15 protein-coding genes and 3 pseudogenes are annotated in these 17,453 nt (G+C 38.9%); 5 read left to right on the forward strand and 13 right to left on the reverse strand.

Going from position 1 to position 17,453, the window contains the following annotated elements:
- Positions 1-28 precede the first annotated feature (28 nt).
- The 3 genes from gcvP to KZC02_RS14520 all read right to left on the reverse strand — a co-directional run bounded on the left by gcvP (position 29) and on the right by KZC02_RS14520 (position 4,598).
- A complete protein-coding gene (gene gcvP / locus KZC02_RS14510; protein ID WP_221394743.1) occupies positions 29-2,923 on the reverse strand; it encodes an aminomethyl-transferring glycine dehydrogenase in 2,895 nt (964 codons plus the stop codon).
- 120 nt (positions 2,924-3,043) lie between these two features.
- Entirely contained in the window at positions 3,044-3,250 is a 207-nt protein-coding gene (locus KZC02_RS14515; protein WP_221394744.1) for a hypothetical protein, read from the reverse strand.
- 91 nt (positions 3,251-3,341) lie between these two features.
- Positions 3,342-4,598 (reverse strand): metallophosphoesterase, encoded by a 1,257-nt coding sequence (locus KZC02_RS14520; RefSeq protein ID WP_221394745.1) that lies wholly within the window; start codon positions 4,596-4,598, stop codon positions 3,342-3,344.
- Between the two features lie 210 nt (positions 4,599-4,808).
- On the opposite strand from KZC02_RS14520, the gene KZC02_RS14525 reads away from it, so the two are divergent.
- The gene (locus KZC02_RS14525; RefSeq protein WP_229254335.1) at positions 4,809-4,991 is read left to right on the forward strand and encodes a hypothetical protein; all 183 of its coding nucleotides are present in this window, start codon (positions 4,809-4,811) and stop codon (positions 4,989-4,991) included.
- A 65-nt stretch (positions 4,992-5,056) separates the two neighbouring features.
- Here KZC02_RS14525 and KZC02_RS14530 read toward each other — a convergent pair whose 3' ends face one another.
- Complete coding sequence (locus tag KZC02_RS14530) at positions 5,057-5,617, reverse strand: YqgE/AlgH family protein (protein ID WP_221394747.1); 561 nt, start codon at positions 5,615-5,617, stop codon at positions 5,057-5,059.
- A gap of 142 nt (positions 5,618-5,759) precedes the next feature.
- Here KZC02_RS14530 and KZC02_RS14535 point away from each other — a divergent pair, with 142 nt between their 5' ends.
- Positions 5,760-6,281 carry a gamma carbonic anhydrase family protein gene (locus tag KZC02_RS14535; protein ID WP_221394748.1) on the forward strand — a complete coding sequence of 174 codons (522 nt, stop codon included), beginning with the start codon at positions 5,760-5,762 and terminating at the stop codon, positions 6,279-6,281.
- Positions 6,282-6,316: 35 nt separating this feature from the next.
- Here the strand turns inward: KZC02_RS14535 and KZC02_RS14540 are convergent, their stop codons facing one another.
- From KZC02_RS14540 to KZC02_RS33350, 5 genes and pseudogenes are all read right to left on the reverse strand, one after another.
- Positions 6,317-6,946, reverse strand: coding sequence for a DedA family protein (locus KZC02_RS14540; protein ID WP_221394749.1), 630 nt, complete (start codon positions 6,944-6,946; stop codon positions 6,317-6,319).
- A 54-nt stretch (positions 6,947-7,000) separates the two neighbouring features.
- Positions 7,001-7,180 carry an ABC transporter C-terminal domain-containing protein gene (locus tag KZC02_RS33335; protein ID WP_409014265.1) on the reverse strand — a complete coding sequence of 60 codons (180 nt, stop codon included), beginning with the start codon at positions 7,178-7,180 and terminating at the stop codon, positions 7,001-7,003.
- 378 nt (positions 7,181-7,558) lie between these two features.
- Positions 7,559-7,876: pseudogene (locus tag KZC02_RS33340) on the reverse strand (ATP-binding cassette domain-containing protein); the annotation flags it as partial.
- Between the two features lie 189 nt (positions 7,877-8,065).
- Positions 8,066-8,374, reverse strand: a pseudogene (locus KZC02_RS33345) (ABC transporter ATP-binding protein); the annotation flags it as partial.
- 32 nt (positions 8,375-8,406) lie between these two features.
- Positions 8,407-8,883 (reverse strand): ATP-binding cassette domain-containing protein, encoded by a 477-nt coding sequence (locus KZC02_RS33350; RefSeq protein WP_409014260.1) that lies wholly within the window; start codon positions 8,881-8,883, stop codon positions 8,407-8,409.
- A 137-nt stretch (positions 8,884-9,020) separates the two neighbouring features.
- Between KZC02_RS33350 and KZC02_RS14550 the strand changes: the two genes are divergently transcribed.
- Positions 9,021-10,007: a formylglycine-generating enzyme family protein gene (locus tag KZC02_RS14550; RefSeq protein ID WP_229254336.1), complete on the forward strand. Its 987-nt coding sequence runs from the start codon at positions 9,021-9,023 to the stop codon at positions 10,005-10,007.
- 34 nt (positions 10,008-10,041) lie between these two features.
- The gene (locus KZC02_RS14555; protein ID WP_221394751.1) at positions 10,042-11,385 is read left to right on the forward strand and encodes a Gfo/Idh/MocA family protein; all 1,344 of its coding nucleotides are present in this window, start codon (positions 10,042-10,044) and stop codon (positions 11,383-11,385) included.
- Between the two features lie 270 nt (positions 11,386-11,655).
- Here KZC02_RS14555 and aroC read toward each other — a convergent pair.
- A pseudogene (gene aroC, locus KZC02_RS14560) lies at positions 11,656-12,734 on the reverse strand (chorismate synthase).
- Between the two features lie 3 nt (positions 12,735-12,737).
- Positions 12,738-14,060, reverse strand: coding sequence for a BatD family protein (locus KZC02_RS14565; RefSeq protein WP_229254337.1), 1,323 nt, complete (start codon positions 14,058-14,060; stop codon positions 12,738-12,740).
- Between the two features lie 190 nt (positions 14,061-14,250).
- Between KZC02_RS14565 and KZC02_RS14570 the strand changes: the two genes are divergently transcribed.
- Positions 14,251-14,451, forward strand: coding sequence for a hypothetical protein (locus KZC02_RS14570; protein ID WP_221394753.1), 201 nt, complete (start codon positions 14,251-14,253; stop codon positions 14,449-14,451).
- 77 nt (positions 14,452-14,528) lie between these two features.
- Here KZC02_RS14570 and KZC02_RS14575 read toward each other — a convergent pair whose 3' ends face one another.
- Together KZC02_RS14575 and KZC02_RS14580 are read right to left on the reverse strand one after the other, a co-directional pair.
- Complete coding sequence (locus KZC02_RS14575; RefSeq protein ID WP_229254338.1) at positions 14,529-16,256, reverse strand: tetratricopeptide repeat protein; 1,728 nt, start codon at positions 16,254-16,256, stop codon at positions 14,529-14,531.
- Positions 16,257-16,348: 92 nt separating this feature from the next.
- A complete protein-coding gene (locus KZC02_RS14580) occupies positions 16,349-17,299 on the reverse strand; it encodes a substrate-binding domain-containing protein (RefSeq protein WP_221394755.1) in 951 nt (316 codons plus the stop codon).
- Between the last annotated feature and the right edge of the window lie 154 nt (positions 17,300-17,453).

Consider the following 17,453-nt stretch of genomic DNA (forward strand, 5'->3'; position numbering starts at 1 on the left):
GGCTAAAACCATGGGCTACTGAAATATTTTAGCTAATTTCCACTTCTGCATAAGCCTCAACCGGAATACACGAACAGATCAGGTTACGATCTCCGTATGCACTATCAATTCTGCTTACACTTGGCCAGAACTTATTAAATTTTAAATGCGGCAATGGAAATACTGCCTTTTCACGACTGTATGAACGGTTCCAATCATTGCTCATGACAACACGTGAAGTATGGGGAGCATTTTTAAGAACATTGTCAATTCGGTCTGCTGTACCTTCTTCTACTTCACGGATCTCATTTCTGATGGCGATCATCGTATCACAGAACCTGTCCAGTTCAGCTTTGGATTCTGATTCAGTTGGTTCAATCATCAAAGTACCCGCAACAGGGAAAGATAATGTAGGTGCATGAAAACCATAATCCATCAATCGTTTTGCAATATCCTCTGCTTCTACACCAGCCATTTTGAACGGACGGCAATCAAGGATCATTTCATGTGCACAACGTCCGTTAGTTCCCGTATAAAGAACTTCATAATGACCGTTCAACCGCTCCTTGATATAATTAGCGTTCAGGATCGCAAATTTCGTAGCATTCGTCAATCCTTCTCCTCCCATCATGGCGATGTAAGCATAAGAAATCGTAAGGATACTTGCACTTCCGTAAGGCGCTGCTGAAACTGCACCAGCTTCCCCATTTTGTAAATGTGCCGGAAGTTTGCTGAAATTAACATGTCCCGGCAAGAATGGCATCAAATGTTCTGCAACACCAATTGGGCCAACACCAGGTCCGCCACCACCATGAGGAATACAAAATGTTTTATGCAAATTAAGATGGCAAACGTCAGCACCAATTGTAGCCGGGCTAGTCAGGCCAACCTGTGCATTCATGTTGGCACCATCCATATAAACCTGGCCCCCATGCGAATGGATCATAGAACAGATTTCAATAATACTTTCTTCATAAACACCATGTGTAGACGGATAAGTAACCATCAGACAAGAGAGCTCATTGCTGTATTGTTCTGCTCTTGCTTTGAGGTCCTTAACATCAATATTTCCTCTCTCATCACATTTGGTAACTACCACTTTCATTCCCGCCATAACAGCCGATGCAGGATTGGTTCCATGTGCTGATGAAGGAATTAAAACAACATTTCTGTGCTGATCTCCACGACTTTCATGATAAGCGCGAATTGCCATCAATCCGGCGTACTCACCCTGGGCTCCGGAATTAGGCTGAAATGACATTGCAGCAAAACCAGTAATTTCACACAACCAGACATTCAGTTCACTTACTAACTGTGCATAACCTCCAACCTGATTTGTAGGTGCAAAAGGATGTATCGCTCCAAACTCGGGCCATGTCAACGGAATCATTTCAGCCGTTGCATTCAGCTTCATTGTACAGCTTCCAAGGGAAATCATAGAATGAACCAGCGAAAGATCTTTATTCTCAAGAGATTTGAGATAACGAAGCATTTCGTGCTCTGTATGGTGCGTATTGAATATCGGATGCGTCAGATATGGAGAAGTACGTGCCAGATTTTCAGGAATTGATAATTCAATATCTTCTTCAATTACCAATTCTCCTTGAAAACCAGATACTTCTGCAAATACATTTAAAATGGCAATTACATCATCAAACGTTTTTGCTTCATCAAAAGAAACCCCGATCGTTTCGTCTTTATTGTATTTAAGATTAATACCCCATTTCTCTGCTTGTTCTTTTATTTTACGGGTCAGCGTAGTTTGTATCGTGACCGTGTCAAAATAATTATCTGTCAGAACAGTGTAATTGAATTTTTTGATAGTCTCAACAAACAAATGCGTTAATCCATGAACCCGCGAGGCAATATTCTTAATCCCTTCAGGTCCGTGATATACACTGTATGATCCGGCAATTACAGCCAGAAGTACTTGTGCCGTACAAATATTTGAAGTTGCTTTTTCCCGGCGGATATGCTGTTCACGGGTTTGTAATGCCATTCTCAGTGCCGTGTTCCCTTCTACATCCACAGAGACTCCGATGATACGCCCAGGAATATGACGTTTGAAAGCATCTTTTGTTGCAAAATAAGCAGCATGAGGGCCACCGTAGCCCATCGGTACACCAAAGCGTTGGGATGTTCCGACAACAACGTCTGCCCCCATTTCACCAGGTGCTTTTAATAATGCCAATGCAAGCAAATCAGCTGCAACTGCAACTGTAAGATTCACTTCATGCGCAGAAGCAATAAAATCTGTGTAGTCGATTACGTCACCATTTGTGGCGGGATACTGAACTAAAACCGCATAAAGGTTTTCATCAGTCAAATCCACACTGGCATGGTTTCCAACAATTACATCAATACCAATAGGTTTTGCCCTTGTGTAAATTAGGTCAATTGTTTGAGGATGACACAATTCAGAGACAAAAAAAGTATTTGCTTTTTTCTTCGAAGAAGGACGAAGGCTATGTAACATTGTCATTGCTTCGGCTGCCGCAGTTGCTTCATCAAGTAAAGAAGCATTCGCAATTTCCATCCCTGTCAGATCCGTAATTACAGTCTGAAAATTAAGCAGCATTTCCAACCGTCCCTGTGCTATTTCAGCCTGATAAGGTGTATAAGCTGTGTACCAGGCCGGGTTTTCAAGAATATTACGAAGTATTACATTGGGAGTAATGGTATCGTAATAACCTGTTCCAATGTATGATTTTAATATAGCATTTTTGCGGGCGATTTTTTTAATACCCTGAATGAATTCCTGCTCAGATTTTGCACGCGGCAGATTCAGTGGTTTTTGTAAACGAATAGCAGCCGGAAGTGTCTGATCTATCAATTCGTCTAACGACGAGGCTCCTACGGTATTCAACATTTCCAACAATTCCTGTTCATCTTTGCCATGATGACGGTTTTCGAATTTGTCTTGGCTACGAAGATTAATTTTCATTTAACTTGGGCTAACGAGGCCGTTAATAAGTGTTTATAAAGTACAAAAGTAAGCAAAACCAACCAAATCTTTTGCAGAATGATGGTAATGCTTACTCTTGAATATGTACAAAATTGCAGATTAATGATTAGGACAGCCACAGTCGGTTTTCCTTTTGAATATTCCAAGGATTTTCTTGGATCTTGGCTTTTGAAATCCTTTATATTTCTTTTTCTTCTTACCGAAAAGTTCCGTTTTTGCGATATTGACCTTCGCATTTACTGGTTGAAAACCCGCAATTCCCAGAGAAAATGCAAAGATTAAAAGTAAAGAAGCTATCTTTTTCATAACGAATCTTTTCTGTGACTTAAATATAATATTATAACGAAGCACACTGCCCTACAGTATAAACAGCCGGCTTCTCTATAAAGATAACAATTTATGCTTTAACCAGTTCTATAATCGTTATTTCAGGCAAAATGCCCACTCTTCCCGGATAGCCCAAATAACCGAAGCCCCGATTGACATACAGATACTGGTTATCTTCCTCATACAAACCTGCCCATTCTTTATATCGATATTGTACAGGGCTCCATTTTAACTTTCCTATTTCAACTCCAAACTGCATTCCGTGAGTATGCCCTGCAAATGCCAGATCAATATCTTTATATCCTGGTAATACCTGTGCCCGCCAATGACTCGGATCATGAGAAAGTAATATTTTTACAGGGTAGTCCTGTGTGCCCTCATATGCTTTCTCAAGATTTCCGTATTTAGCAAAATTACCTGACCCCCAGTTTTGGATACCGATCAAGCCAATTTCTTCTCCATCAACTCTGATAGGCCGGTTCTCGTCTAACATCAGATTCCAGCCAAGCAGTTTATGGGCTTTTTTCAGGTCAGCCAGATTATTTATTTTTGACTGCGGACTTGCCCACTGAAAGTAATCACCATAATCGTGATTACCCAACGTAGAATGCACACCCAAAGGTGCCTTCACTTTATCAAAAATATTGATATAATCTTTTACTTCACTGGCCTGGTCATTTACCAGATCTCCTGTAAAAAAAGCAATGTCAGGCTTTTCCTTCATTAACATTTCAACTCCTCCTTTTACAGCTGTTTTATTAAAAAAACTTCCGGAATGAATATCTGACAACTGCGCTATTTTTATCCCGTCAAAAGCTTTTGGAAGATTTTTTAAAGGAAGCCTTATTCTCCTGATCCGGTAATCATGTGCGCCAGACAAAATGCCAAACGCAAATGTTCCCATTAGTCCAGCACCCGCCACCACGGCAGTTTTAGCCAGGAATTCTGAACGTGGAATGATAGGTTCGCCCGTTTCAGGAGAAGGTGTTGCAACAGCCGGAAAAAACATACTAATGATCCATTGAAAGAAACGACGAACCTCGTCTATCAATAAAACGAATACTGCTAAAAGCTTGGATAAATATGGAATAGCTATCAAAGCAATAATGAAGGTCCTGGTTGTGCGGCCAAAATAATCAGGCGGAAGTAATTGCATACCTACGTACGCGATTAAAGTGATTATAGTAAAACCCCAGTATACACCACCAATCCAACGCTGGGTAACTGGTGCAAAATTACGGATCGCCAAACGTAATCCCTGCCAAACATACCAGTCTATAGCAACCAGAACGAATGTTAATATGATAAAGAAAAATGTACGATTCATTTGAATGCAGAAAGTATATATCACAAAGAAACACTACTGATCATTTTCTCGTTCGGAATTGAACGGGATTATGAAAGATCATTCATGGATGGGATATTTCTACTTTTCAAAGGTTTATATAAACGCTGAACGGTAAAATCTATAATTTTACAAATCCAAAAAAACCATCTTATGCTAAATATTGATTTTAAAAGATTTCATATAAGGTCTATGAACGCAGGATCTAATGAAGAACGTGCAGAAATTAACCAGGAGTTAAAAGATCTTTATGCTTCTTTACCGGAAGAAGACAAGCTTGAATTTAATATCCAGCTTCAAAAGTTTTTGAGTAAGGAAGTAAGCAGGATTAAATCTGATTATGAGTCTATTAATGGATTTAACCAGCCGAATTAAAGAAAGTATAGAGTAAAAGAGTTCAAAGTCTCAACAATACAAATAGTATATCAAAACAAGTCTGGTTAATTATGCCTTGGATCAGTTGGATAATTAGCAATAGAACGATACTCCCCTCCCATGCTACGCAGTATTTCCCGCCAGAAATTGCCAGGATGTGTTCCAAAAAGAAAATCAGCCGAAGTTTGTGTAACAATCCAGGAATCCTGGTTTAGCTCGTCTTCCAGCTGTCCTCCACCCCACCCCGAATAACCGATAAAAAACCGGATATCATTGTGGCTGACGGTGTTAAAATTCAGAAGCGTTTTTAAATGGTTAAAATCCCCTCCCCAGAAAACTCCATTCATAATTTCACTTCCACCTGTTATCAGATCAGGCCTTCTGTGAATAAAATGCAAGGTGTTCTTTTCTACCGGTCCGCCTAAATGTAATGGTACATCCTGATAAATAGTTTCTTCCAGAACATCTCCCAAATACAGATCCGTAACCTGATTAAGAACAAATCCAAAACTTCCCTGGTCGTTATATTCACACATGAGAATAACTCCCCTTTCAAAGTTCGGATCGCCTAAAAATGGTTTAGCAATTAACAAGCTTCCTTTAGAAACACGCATAGAAGATGACATAACCCGGCGGATAAGATTAATTCACTAACGAAATATATTTAATTTTCGTTAACATTTTGGTAGCTTTCAGCAATTACCTTGCGCTAATTTCAGGATAATTTAAAAAAATTAATATATCAGGCTTAACATTTTAGTAAAAAATATGGCTCTTATAAAATCTGTACGCGGGAATCATCCTGTTTTTGGAGAAAATTGCTGGCTGGCAGAAAATGCAACGGTAGTAGGCGACGTAATTATGGGTGAGAATTGTACAGTTTGGTTTAATGCCGTAATCCGAGGTGATGTAAACAGTATCCGGATTGGGAATTTCTCAAACGTACAGGATGGTGCAGTAATTCATTGTACCTATCAGCGTTTTGCAACTGTAATCGGCGATTATGTATCGGTTGCACACAACGCTATTGTACATGGTTGCACGATTGAAAATCATGTCCTGATCGGAATGGGATCCATTGTAATGGACGGCGCTGTAATTGGCGAAGGTTCTATTGTAGCTGCCGGTGCTATTGTTACACAGGGTACAAAAGTCCCTCCAGGTACAATTTATGCCGGAAATCCTGCCAAATATCTCAAAGATGTTTCACCTGAATTAAATGCAGCCATTGATAGAACCGCCAATAATTATATTACTTATTCAGGATGGTTTAAGGAGGAAGAGCAGTAATTCAAAAATGTGATTTCGGATTAGTTCTGAAATCACTAACTCATTTCCTTCTTTGCATTTAAATAACCCTTTATTACAGTGAAAGTTGTTACAGCAAGGAAGAATAATATAATGTATTGTACATAATCAACGATTCCCGGAAAGCGCTCCCCAAACAAATAACCTCCACCTGTTAAAACAGTAATCCAGATTGCCCCGCCAATAACGTTATTGATAAGAAAAGAAGGAAAAGACATTTTGACCAAACCTGCCAAAATAGGAGCAAATGTTCTCACAATTGGCAAAAAACGACTGATTATGAGCGTCTTGCTTCCGTATTTTTCAAAATACTTTTGTGTTGTTTCAAGATGTTTTTTCTTAAAAAACCAGGAATCTTTCTTGTTTTCAAATATTCCTCCAAAATACTTCCCAAAAATGTAACCGACCAGGGAACCGAGAACAGCTGCCGTAAACATACAGACTAAAAGGATAAGAATAGGAACGTCCAGAATGCCCGTTCCGCAAAAAACCCCGGCTAAAAAAACCAGGTAATCTCCTGGCAAAAAGAAAGCAAAGAACAATCCGTTTTCAGCAAATACAATAAATGTAATTACCAGCAATCCTCCCGTTCGAATAATCTCTTCGGAATTCAGTATGTAGTTAAAAAAATCGATTATTGAATTCATAAGCTACTTTAAAACGGATTTGTTATCCTTTGCTTTCTTTTATTTATCTCAAACTTAAACGTTCTCAGACAGTTCAAGCCACCGCATTTCTTTACTTGCCTGGTTATTTGTCAACTCTTCAATCTCAGTAGCCCAGTTTGTGATTTCAACATGCGAGCCACCTTTATTAATATTTTCAAGAAGTTTGGCCTTTTTCTTTTCCATTTGTGCCATATCTGCTTCCAGCTGTTCCATTTCCTTTTGCTCCTTAAAGCTTAGCTTTCTTTTAGTTGCCTGTACAGCTGGTATTATCTGTTTTACAGGCTCAGGTGCAGAAGGCTGAGAATTTTTACTTCCCGCAGCTATTTTTTTCTCAGCTTCCAGATCATCCTGATAATCACGAAGTTCGGTATAGTTTCCTGGAAAATCGCTGATCTTTCCTTCTCCTTCAAATACAAATATATGTTCAACCAAACGATCCAAAAAGTATCTGTCGTGAGATACAATGACCAGGCATCCAGGAAAATTTAAAAGGAATTCTTCCAGTACATTCAAACTCGCTATGTCCAGATCATTCGTAGGCTCATCCAGAATCAGGAAATTCGGTTGTTTGATCAGAATTAAAAGAAGCTGTAATCTCCTCTTTTCTCCTCCACTTAGCTTAGAAATAAAATCATATTGCTTAGATGGAGAAAATAAAAATGCCTGCAACAGATGTCCGACTGTAACAGTTTCTCCGGTACCCAGCTGCACTACTTCGGCCACATCTTTTACAATATCGATTACGCGCTGGTTTTCATCAAAGACCAGATCCGATTGTTTATAATAGCCAAATTGTACTGTTTCTCCGGTGTCAATTTTACCTGTATCAGGAATAAGTTCTCCTGTAATCATGTTCAGCAAGGTGGATTTCCCCATCCCATTTTGCCCAACAATACCGATCCTGTCTCCTCTTCGGAAAGTATATTCAAAGTTTTTGATTAACTGGCGTTCCCCAAATCCCTTACTTACATTTTGCAGTTCAATGATTTTGCTACCCAACCGTGAAGTGCGGACGTTAAGCTCCATCTGCGTATCAAATTTCTTCTGGCTTGCTTTTTCTTTAAGCTCTTCAAATGCATCAACACGGTATTTTGCCTTGGTTCCACGCGCTTTTGGCTGTTTTCTGATCCAGTCCAGCTCTTTTCGCATGAGGTTTCGTGCTTTGTCAATTCCGGCAGCTTCCGATTCCTCTCTTTCTGCTTTCTTTTCAAGAAAATATGAATAATTTCCTTTGTAAGTATAAGCCGAACCGTGATCCAGTTCCAAAACCTGGTTGCATACGGTATCAAGAAAGTACCTGTCGTGGGTTACTACCAGAATTGTTGTGTTAGAAGTATTCAGGTATTCTTCCAGCCATTCAACTGTATCAAGATCCAAATGGTTGGTAGGTTCATCCAGAATAAGCAAGTCCGGATCTTCCAGTAAAACTTTTGCGAGTGCTACTCTTTTTTTTGTCCACCTGACAGTGTTCCATAGAGGTTCTCAGTATTATGAATTCCTAAACGTCCTAAAACTTCTTTTGTTTTATATTCAAAATCCCAGGCGTTATACTTGTCCATGTCTTCCATAACTGCCGATAATTCATCGTGATTATCCGTTTCAATGGCATGTTCATAACGTTTCACCGCCTGTGCTACCGGATTATTGGAAGAAAAAATCACCTCAAGAACTGCCTGCGTATCATCAAACGCAGGACTCTGATCCAGATAGCCTACCCGGATATCTTTTCGTACACTGACCCCGCCTTCATCAGATGGCAGTTTTCCCGTAAGGATATTAAGAAATGTGGTTTTACCTGTTCCGTTAGTTCCAATTAACGCAATTTTGTCGCCACGACTTATTCCGAAACTTATATTTTTAAAAAGCCATTGATCCCCAAATGACTTGGCAATATTTTCTGCTGAAAGATAATTCATAAGTAAAAATCAGATTCTAAAGCACAAAGGTAGAACAGATATTAAACAAGTAAGAAAAAATTCGTTTTCATACGGTAAATACCATAATATTGCTTCTTATATTTAGTTATATGGTTCCATTGAACACGTTACAAGTTATGTACAAAAAGCTCCTTTACCTTATTCCAACCATTTTTGTTTGTTCTAATGCATTTGCACAAGACGCATCTTTTAAAAGTTACACCCAGAAAATTGGCGGTAGTCCACAAGTTTATGAAATGGTCGCTATTCCCGGCGGAGAATTTACAATGGGAAGTCCAAAAACAGAAAAAGGCCGCAAAGACGACGAAGGCCCTCAGCATAAAGTAAAAATCGAACCATTTTGGATGGGAAGCCACGAAGTTATATGGGATATTTATGACCTTTATGCCTTCAAAAATATGGAAAAAGAAATGGCATTACGTCATCCTGACCCTGAAAAAAGTGTAGCAAAAACTGATGCAAGTACCCGTCCAAGCCCTCCTTATGTAGATATGTCATTTGGAATGGGAAGAGCCGGTTATCCTGCTATCAATATGACACAATATGCCGCAATCCATTTTTGCAAATGGTTATATGAAAAAACAGGGATTTTCTATCGTTTGCCTACCGAAGCAGAATGGGAATATGCCTGCCGTGCCGGTTCCACAACTGCTTATTCATTCGGTAATGATGCTGCTAAAATTGACGAATATGCCTGGTACCGTAAAAACAGCGATGCTGCTTATAAAAAAATTGGCCTGAAAAAACCAAATGCCTGGGGACTTTATGATATGCATGGAAATGTAATGGAATGGACTTTGGACCAATATATTCCGGATTATTATGCTAAACAGCCAAAAGGGGAAGTATATGCACCTGTAAATGAGCTTTATCCAACAGCAGTACGGGGAGGATCATGGGATGATGAGCCTGTGGACCTGAGAAGTGCAACACGTATTCCATCAAAACCAGAATGGAAAATACTTGATCCGCAATTGCCAAAAAGTGAATGGTGGATGACAAGTGCCTCTTTCGTTGGTTTCAGAGTTGTAAGACCTTTAAAAACTCCTTCAGCAGAAGAAATTAAAGCCTATTACAGCCCTAAACTGATTGAAGATTATTGATATGAAAAACAATTAAACTCTTAATCTTGAAATAATGGAACAGAATCGACGTGAGTTTTTAAAAGCATCCGGGCTTATTGCAGGTGGTGCTTTGCTTAATCCCCTGGCAAGTTACGGCTACAATAGTGCTGTGGACGAAACGATCAGGGTTGCTCTTATTGGCTGTGGAGGACGTGGTACAGGTGCTGCCGCACAGGCATTAAGCACTACCCAAAATGTGCAGATTGTCGCTATGGCAGATGCTTTTAAAGACCGGCTGGACGAGTCATACAAAAACCTGACGGCTAAAAAATATAAAAATGCTGCTGGTGCACCAGTCGATACCAAAACAAAAGTTAACGTTCCTGATGATCGCAAGTTTGTTGGTTTTGAAGCCTACAAACAGGCAATCGCTTTAAAAGATGTAGATGTTGTAATATTAGCAACACCTCCGGGATTCAGGCCATGGCATTTCGAGGAAGCTGTTAAAAATAATAAGCAGATATTTATGGAAAAACCGGTGGCAACAGATGCCCCGGGAATTCGTAAGGTACTGGAAGTAGCAGAAGAAGCTAAAAAGAAAAAACTGAATGTTGTAGTTGGTCTTCAGCGTCATTATCAGAGCAATTATCGTGAAGCAATCAAAAGGATTCAGGATGGTGCAATTGGTGACATTGTAGGCGGACAGGTTTATTGGGTTGGTAGCAGTCCATGGGTAAAAGAACGCCTTGCAGGACAGACTGAAATGGAATACCAAATGAGAAACTGGTATTACTTCAACTGGCTTTGCGGTGACCATATTTCAGAACAGCATGTTCATAATATTGACGTTGCTAACTGGGTAAAAGGTGCTTATCCCGTGCAAATTCAGGGAACTGGTGGCCGTGAGGTCCGTACCGGAAAAATGTACGGGGAAATCTTTGACCATCATACATTGGATTTGGTTTATGCAGATGGTACAACCATATCAAGCCAATGCCGCCAGTTTGAAGGAACATGGCAAAAAGTTGACGAAGCTTTTGTTGGTACGAAAGGACGTATTGACAGTTTTGACAGCAATAAAGCCATTCTCAAAGATTATAAAGGCGGTATCATTTATAATCATGATGGTAAAGCTGACGGAAATCCATATCAGGTTGAACATGACGAGCTTTTTGCTGCAATTGCAAAAGGGGAGTATAAATTCGCTGACGCTGAAAACGGAGCCAAAAGTACAATGACCTCTATTATGGGCCGTATGGCTACTTATTCAGGCAAAATGATCAAATGGGATGAAGCTCTGAATTCGCAGATTAATCTCTTCCCGGATAAACTTGCATGGGATGCCAATCCGAAAATTATGCCTGGTCCTGACGGTCTATATCCTGTTGCGGTTCCTGGAAAGACAGTTGTGATTTAGATAAGTTTAAAAAATTAAGTAAAAAAGGCTCATTATGAGCCTTTTTTACTTAATAACTAAGTGGTACGAACGAACGATCGGGTGAAACTTAATTTACGTAATGCTGCGCTTATATTATTAGCCGGAATGCTATTGATCATCCTTAGTACATTCCTGAAAGATTCGCATATAGAATTCAGCAATCCAATTGTTCTGTGCGGCCTGTTCCTTGAATTTATAGGTGTTCTTTGGCTGGTTCTCAGTTTAAATCAACGACGCAAGAAGAATAAATTATAACTGGCTGGTTTTATTGATCAGATAAAAATCTGCCAATACTAATGCTGCCATGGCCTCGACAATCGGAACAGCACGAGGTACTACGCAAGGATCATGACGACCCTTTCCTTGTACCACAGCTACATTACCATGCTGGTCTACACTTTCCTGATCCTGCATTATCGTCGCAACTGGCTTGAATGCAACCCGGAAATAAATATCTTCCCCATTGGAAATACCGCCTTGTATGCCCCCTGAATGATTAGACCTGGTATGTACTTTATTATTTTCATCAAGAAAAAAAGCGTCATTATGTTGTGATCCCAGCATTTCAACCCCATCAAATCCACTTCCGTATTCAAAACCTTTAACAGCATTGATGCTTAGCATAGCTTTGCCCAGTTCAGCGTGCAGCTTATCAAAAACAGGCTCCCCCACCCTGCTGGTACTCCTTTGATAACACAGTTTACAACACCGCCAATAGAGTCGCCATTCTTTCTGACCTCATCAATGTAATCAAACATTTGCTGTGCTATTACGGGATCCGGACAACGTACGGCGTTGGATTCAGTCAATGTTAAATCCAGTTCCTCGTATCCCTTTGTAAGTTTCATTGCCCCTACCTGCGATACATAAGCCTGTATATTAACTTCCAGTGAAGCCAGGAGTAATTTTGCCAGAGCACCGGCTGCAACACGTGCAGCAGTTTCCCGGGCTGAGCTACGTCCGCCACCTCTGTAATCCCTTACACCATATTTTGCCTGATATGTATAATCAGCATGTGAAGGCCGGTATTGTGCTGCTATATGCGAATAATCCTTACTTCTCTGGTCTTCATTTCTGATTACCATTGCAATCGGAGTTCCCGTTGTTTTACCTTCAAAAACACCAGAAAGCACCTCAAATTCATCTGCTTCCCGGCGTTGCGTTGTTATTCTGGATTGCCCTGGTTTTCTGCGTGTCAGTTCACTCTGAATAAAATCAGTATCAAAATCAACACCAGCCGGACACCCATCTATCACAACACCAATCCCAACTCCGTGCGATTCACCAAAAGTGGCTATCTTAAATATTTTTCCGTATGTACTTCCCATGTATTATTGCTTTCTAAATACCCAGATCATTGTTATTAACAATATAATTACAATGATATTAGTAATTTCTTTAAAAACACTTTTATAATTAAATCTTTGTTTAGTCGTATCCAACCCATCTAAATTGTCATATAGTCCCAGAGACCCGCTCATAGACAAGTTTCCTAATTTATAGTCTTCTCCCTTTACCTGTAATTTTTTTGAAGACCTTAGCGTATCATATTTTGTTGTTACCGGATTAAAATAAACCCATTGAAAATACCTGCTCAATGGAAATGTACCGTCTCTTCTGGGCACAACAAAGTAATCAAATGACTTCTCTCCTGACACTTTAAGATAACTTCTCCTTATGATCTGACTAACATCAGGCGGATAAAAATCAAATGCTGAATTCGTTTCTATTTCAGGATTAGGAATTGCAGCAATATTTCCAATCCCTTCAATTTTAAAGCTATATCGGACACTTTCTCCCGGATAAACAAGTTCTCTCGACAGTCCTTCTATTAAATGGTACTGACCTACTGCCACTTGGTCTTTTAATGGATGATTTGGCAAAGGTTTCACCTTTACATGAACAGCTTTCGATTTAAATGATCGGATTACCTTATTTTCTATGTTAACAGCACCTTTATTTTCTACTACCAACATATTCAGATTTACCGACGGAAACGTTACATCCTGTAACGTAATAGGAAAAAACTGCGCCTGATACATCATGTATTCGGTATAACTTACTCCTCTGATATTAACCTTCCGTTTTACAATTTCTTCTATGCCAACATTCTCTTCCCAGCAATTGGCCGGGCGTATTTGTTTCAAAATAGATTGCAATTGCATATTAAATTCATAAAACTCCATCTTTACAGGTGCGCTTTCCGCAATGTATAGAGAAATCCGTAAAGCAAAACCTTCTCTTATATAAACACCTTTTTTGTCGGCCTGCACAGATAGGAAAACTCCTTCCTTGTTTAAATCAAGTTCGGACAGATCACTTATGTTGCTTTCGTCTTCTACATTTCCATTTGTGGAAATATCTCCTGACGAAAAATTAACAATCGTTCCTTCTGACTTTAACCTTACACCATTGATTAAAATATAAAAATCCGGTATCTGGTACTTACCCGTCTTTTCAGCAAAATATTCCTGGCTGATAGTTTGAACAACTATCTTTTTGCCATCAATAGTATTCACAGAGCTAGTTGCAGACTTACTCCTTTTCTCTAATCCCTTAATATCAGGAAATATTACCGAGGGGCGTGTTTCAATGTCTTTTAAAACAACAGAAAGGATAAAGGGCTCATCTATTTTTAAATCTTTGGACCCCATTTCAACAGTTTCCTGATTACCTAAGTCCTGAGCCAAAATAATATGCGAAAAACACAAAATTATATTCAATATCACATATAATTTCATCTAAAATATTCGTTAAATTTATTGGTAGTTAAGGGAAATCAATCACCTTGACTATTAATCTCAACTTTTTATCTTTTAACTAATAACAAAACTACATAATACTATGGCCTCAATGCTTGAATACATTAAAATTATTCTGCAAAAGGTTAGTTTTGACCGCAGATTGTTTGAAAAAGAATTGAGAAAAGCCATACGTATGTTAATGCCATTTGAGGTCAAACGTTTAAGAGCCTGGTGTTATGAGCATTACAGTACTGTTTACCTTCCGGTTCTTAATACTTGCTTTGCCAAATTATCCCTATAATTTATTTCTTCAAGTATCATATAAGTAAAAAGCCTCTCCGGAATCCGGAGAGGCTTTTTACTTATCAAAACCTTATATTACTTCTTTTTAGGTGCTGCTTTTGCAGGCCCGGAAGCTGGTTGTGCTGCTGGTGCAACTGCTAATCCCAGTGCTTCTTTTGCAGAAGCATTTTCAGGATCAACTTTCAACAGCTTTTCCCAATATTCCTTTGCCTTGGCAGGGTCATTTTTAGTTGTCTGGCTATAAAAAGCTAAATAACCATATGCCAATTTTAGATACCCTTTTAATTTAGATGGATCAGCATCTTTTTCTGCTAGTTCAGCCAGTTTTTCATAGTATGGGGCAGAAATTCCTTTATCAATATTTTCCTGACGATCATATGCATTATAAAGAGAACTTGCTCTCCAGTAATATCCAATTGGCCATTCAGGAGTTTTAACTGTAACCATTGCGAAGCTTGAATCAGCTGTCAGGAAGAAATTCTTTCTGGTTTGAGCTAACGCTACGCTGTCAGGTAAGCCAGCAGGTTGAATTGCAGTCCCTTGCTGAAAGTTAGACAGTCCAAGATAAAAATAATCATTTGGAGAAGCTTTTGCGGTATCTAAGGCAATGCCCTTTTTATATGCCTCAGCAGCTTTTGGAAAATCCTTTGCTCCGTAATAAAGAGTAGCTACTTCTTTGTATGTATTAGCAGCATCCGTTTTACTTGTATCCATATCAGCACCTTTCAGAATGTATACAACACCAGTAGAATCGTAAGGTTTACCTTCTGCCGTAGCTTTTAGATTATAAGAACGACCAAGATATTTATAATCATCGCCAATTACTTTGTCCGGAGCTACACTAATGAAATCGTTCAGACTAGCAATTGCTTTATCAGCCTCATTCGTTTTGAAATAAGACCAACCGTACATACGCTTGATGATCGGATTGTTAATTTTACCTTCAACGCTTTGTAAAAGCTGTAAAGACTTTGCATAATCGTCAGCTGTAAATGCAAACTGAGCAGCACGAAGTTTCAATTCAGGATCAGTACTTCCACTTTTTTGCATAAACAAGTCGAAATTATCAGCAGCCTGTTTGTATTTCTGTGCTAAAAAGTAAAGTTCAGCCAGATCTTTGTAAGCAGGAGCAAAGTTAGGATCAGCTTCAATTGCTTTTTTGTAATTTTCAAGGGCAAGATTATAGTTCTTACCTCTCAGATAAACCTGTCCAATACGATTGTCAGCCACTGCATAATTTGGTTTTGCAGTTAACGCATATTCATAAGCAGTAACAGCAGCACCACCTTCATTACGCAACATTAGAGCATCTCCTTTTGCAATATATGCATCAGCAAGGTTCTTATCCTTTTTTACAGCTTCATCAAGCAATCTGATTGCTTCAGCAGGATCATTATTTTTTTCAAATAATGTATATGCCTCCCCTATTCTATAAAGTGTTTCAGCATCCTTTTTGTTCTTCTTTTCAGCTGTATCAAAATACTCCTTCGCTTTAACTTTATCTCCTTTACTAAGAGCAATTGATCCAAGGCCAACCTGGTTCAAATACGATTTTTCGTCAAGCTGGATTCCTTTTTCAAAAGCCGCCTGTGCTGAGTCGAGTTTATCTGTTTTAATGTAATAATATCCTAAATAGTACTGATTATCTGCTGATGGTGTACCCGCTGCCAGTTTTTTAAACAGATTACCAGCTTCATTAAACCTCTCAGTATGAATTAAAGCCAACCCATCCTGAACCGTTTGTGCATGTGCATTAATAACTGCAAATACACTGAATACAACTGCTGCAAATTTTATTTTCATGTTTCTGTTCATTTTTTACCCGGTTAAGATAATGATAAAAATTTGGTCTTTCAATAAACAAGTACCAAATGTGAAAAATTGTATATAAAACGTTAAAAATTTTTCCCTGTTCTTATCTCTACGCTTCTTGGATAGCGTATAGTAGGTATTAATCCCATTTTCTGAATGATCAGCCCTCCAACATCCCGTGCTATATAGGTCATCATTCCACCTCCCAAACCAGAATACCCTTCAAGACTAAGAATATATACATCTCGTGAAAGTGGATAATTCCTGAATTCCAATCCCTTTTGAAAAGGCTGGTAATAGTCAGACAAGGAGTCAGGTTTATCTTTATTGGATATCCCAAATACATTGAGTCCTTTTGAGAGCTTTTCACTTATCACTGAATGCCCGTCTCCGATCCAGTTTACACCAATAAAACCAAGATATAACGGATTTGATTTTACATCACTAATTACTTTCTCATTTGATCCGGAAGCAATTAAGCGAAGATTTTTAATATCCTTAATTTTGAACTTTTCACGGATAAAATTAAGGTTACTCGCATTTGCATCATCGAATACAAGAGTTATTAATCCAGTCTGGTTGCTCCCGGGAAGCTGTGACCAATTGGTTATTTTTCCCTCAAATATGCCCTTTAATTCCGCAAGTGTCATTAAACTATCAGAATTAGCCTTACTGACAACAATTGCAAGCCCATCAATAGCAATGTGCTGCTGTTTTAAGGCCGTTTTCTTGTTCTTAATTATTTCCGTTTCTTTTTCAGTCAATTTTCTGGTAGTAAATACGATCCTTGCACTATCCTGCAGGAATTGTAAAACTGTCTGCTGTTCCGGTTTATAATCAATTTTAAAGTGAGCTTCGGGATAAATTCCTTCATAAGCACCGGTTAACGCATCAACCAAAGGCTTAAACGACTCATCTGCTGCAATTGTAACCGTTCCTCTTCTCGGATTATCCAAATCTGATGAACCACCGGAGCAAGCACTTATAATTAAGACTAATATTAAGAACTTGCTGGTAATAATTAAATTATTCATGGCTCATACGATTATTTTGCCTTTTCCATACGCGATAAGCTCTGAAAATCCCGTATAAAATAAGTGTGCCAGCCAAGGCATACTTCTGAACTTTACTGATTGGTAAAAATTAAAAGACGAGGAGGAGAAGATCAAATAGATCCCTCCTCCCACG

The organism is Dyadobacter sp. NIV53 (assembly GCF_019711195.1).
GTDB lineage: Bacteria > Bacteroidota > Bacteroidia > Cytophagales > Spirosomataceae > Dyadobacter.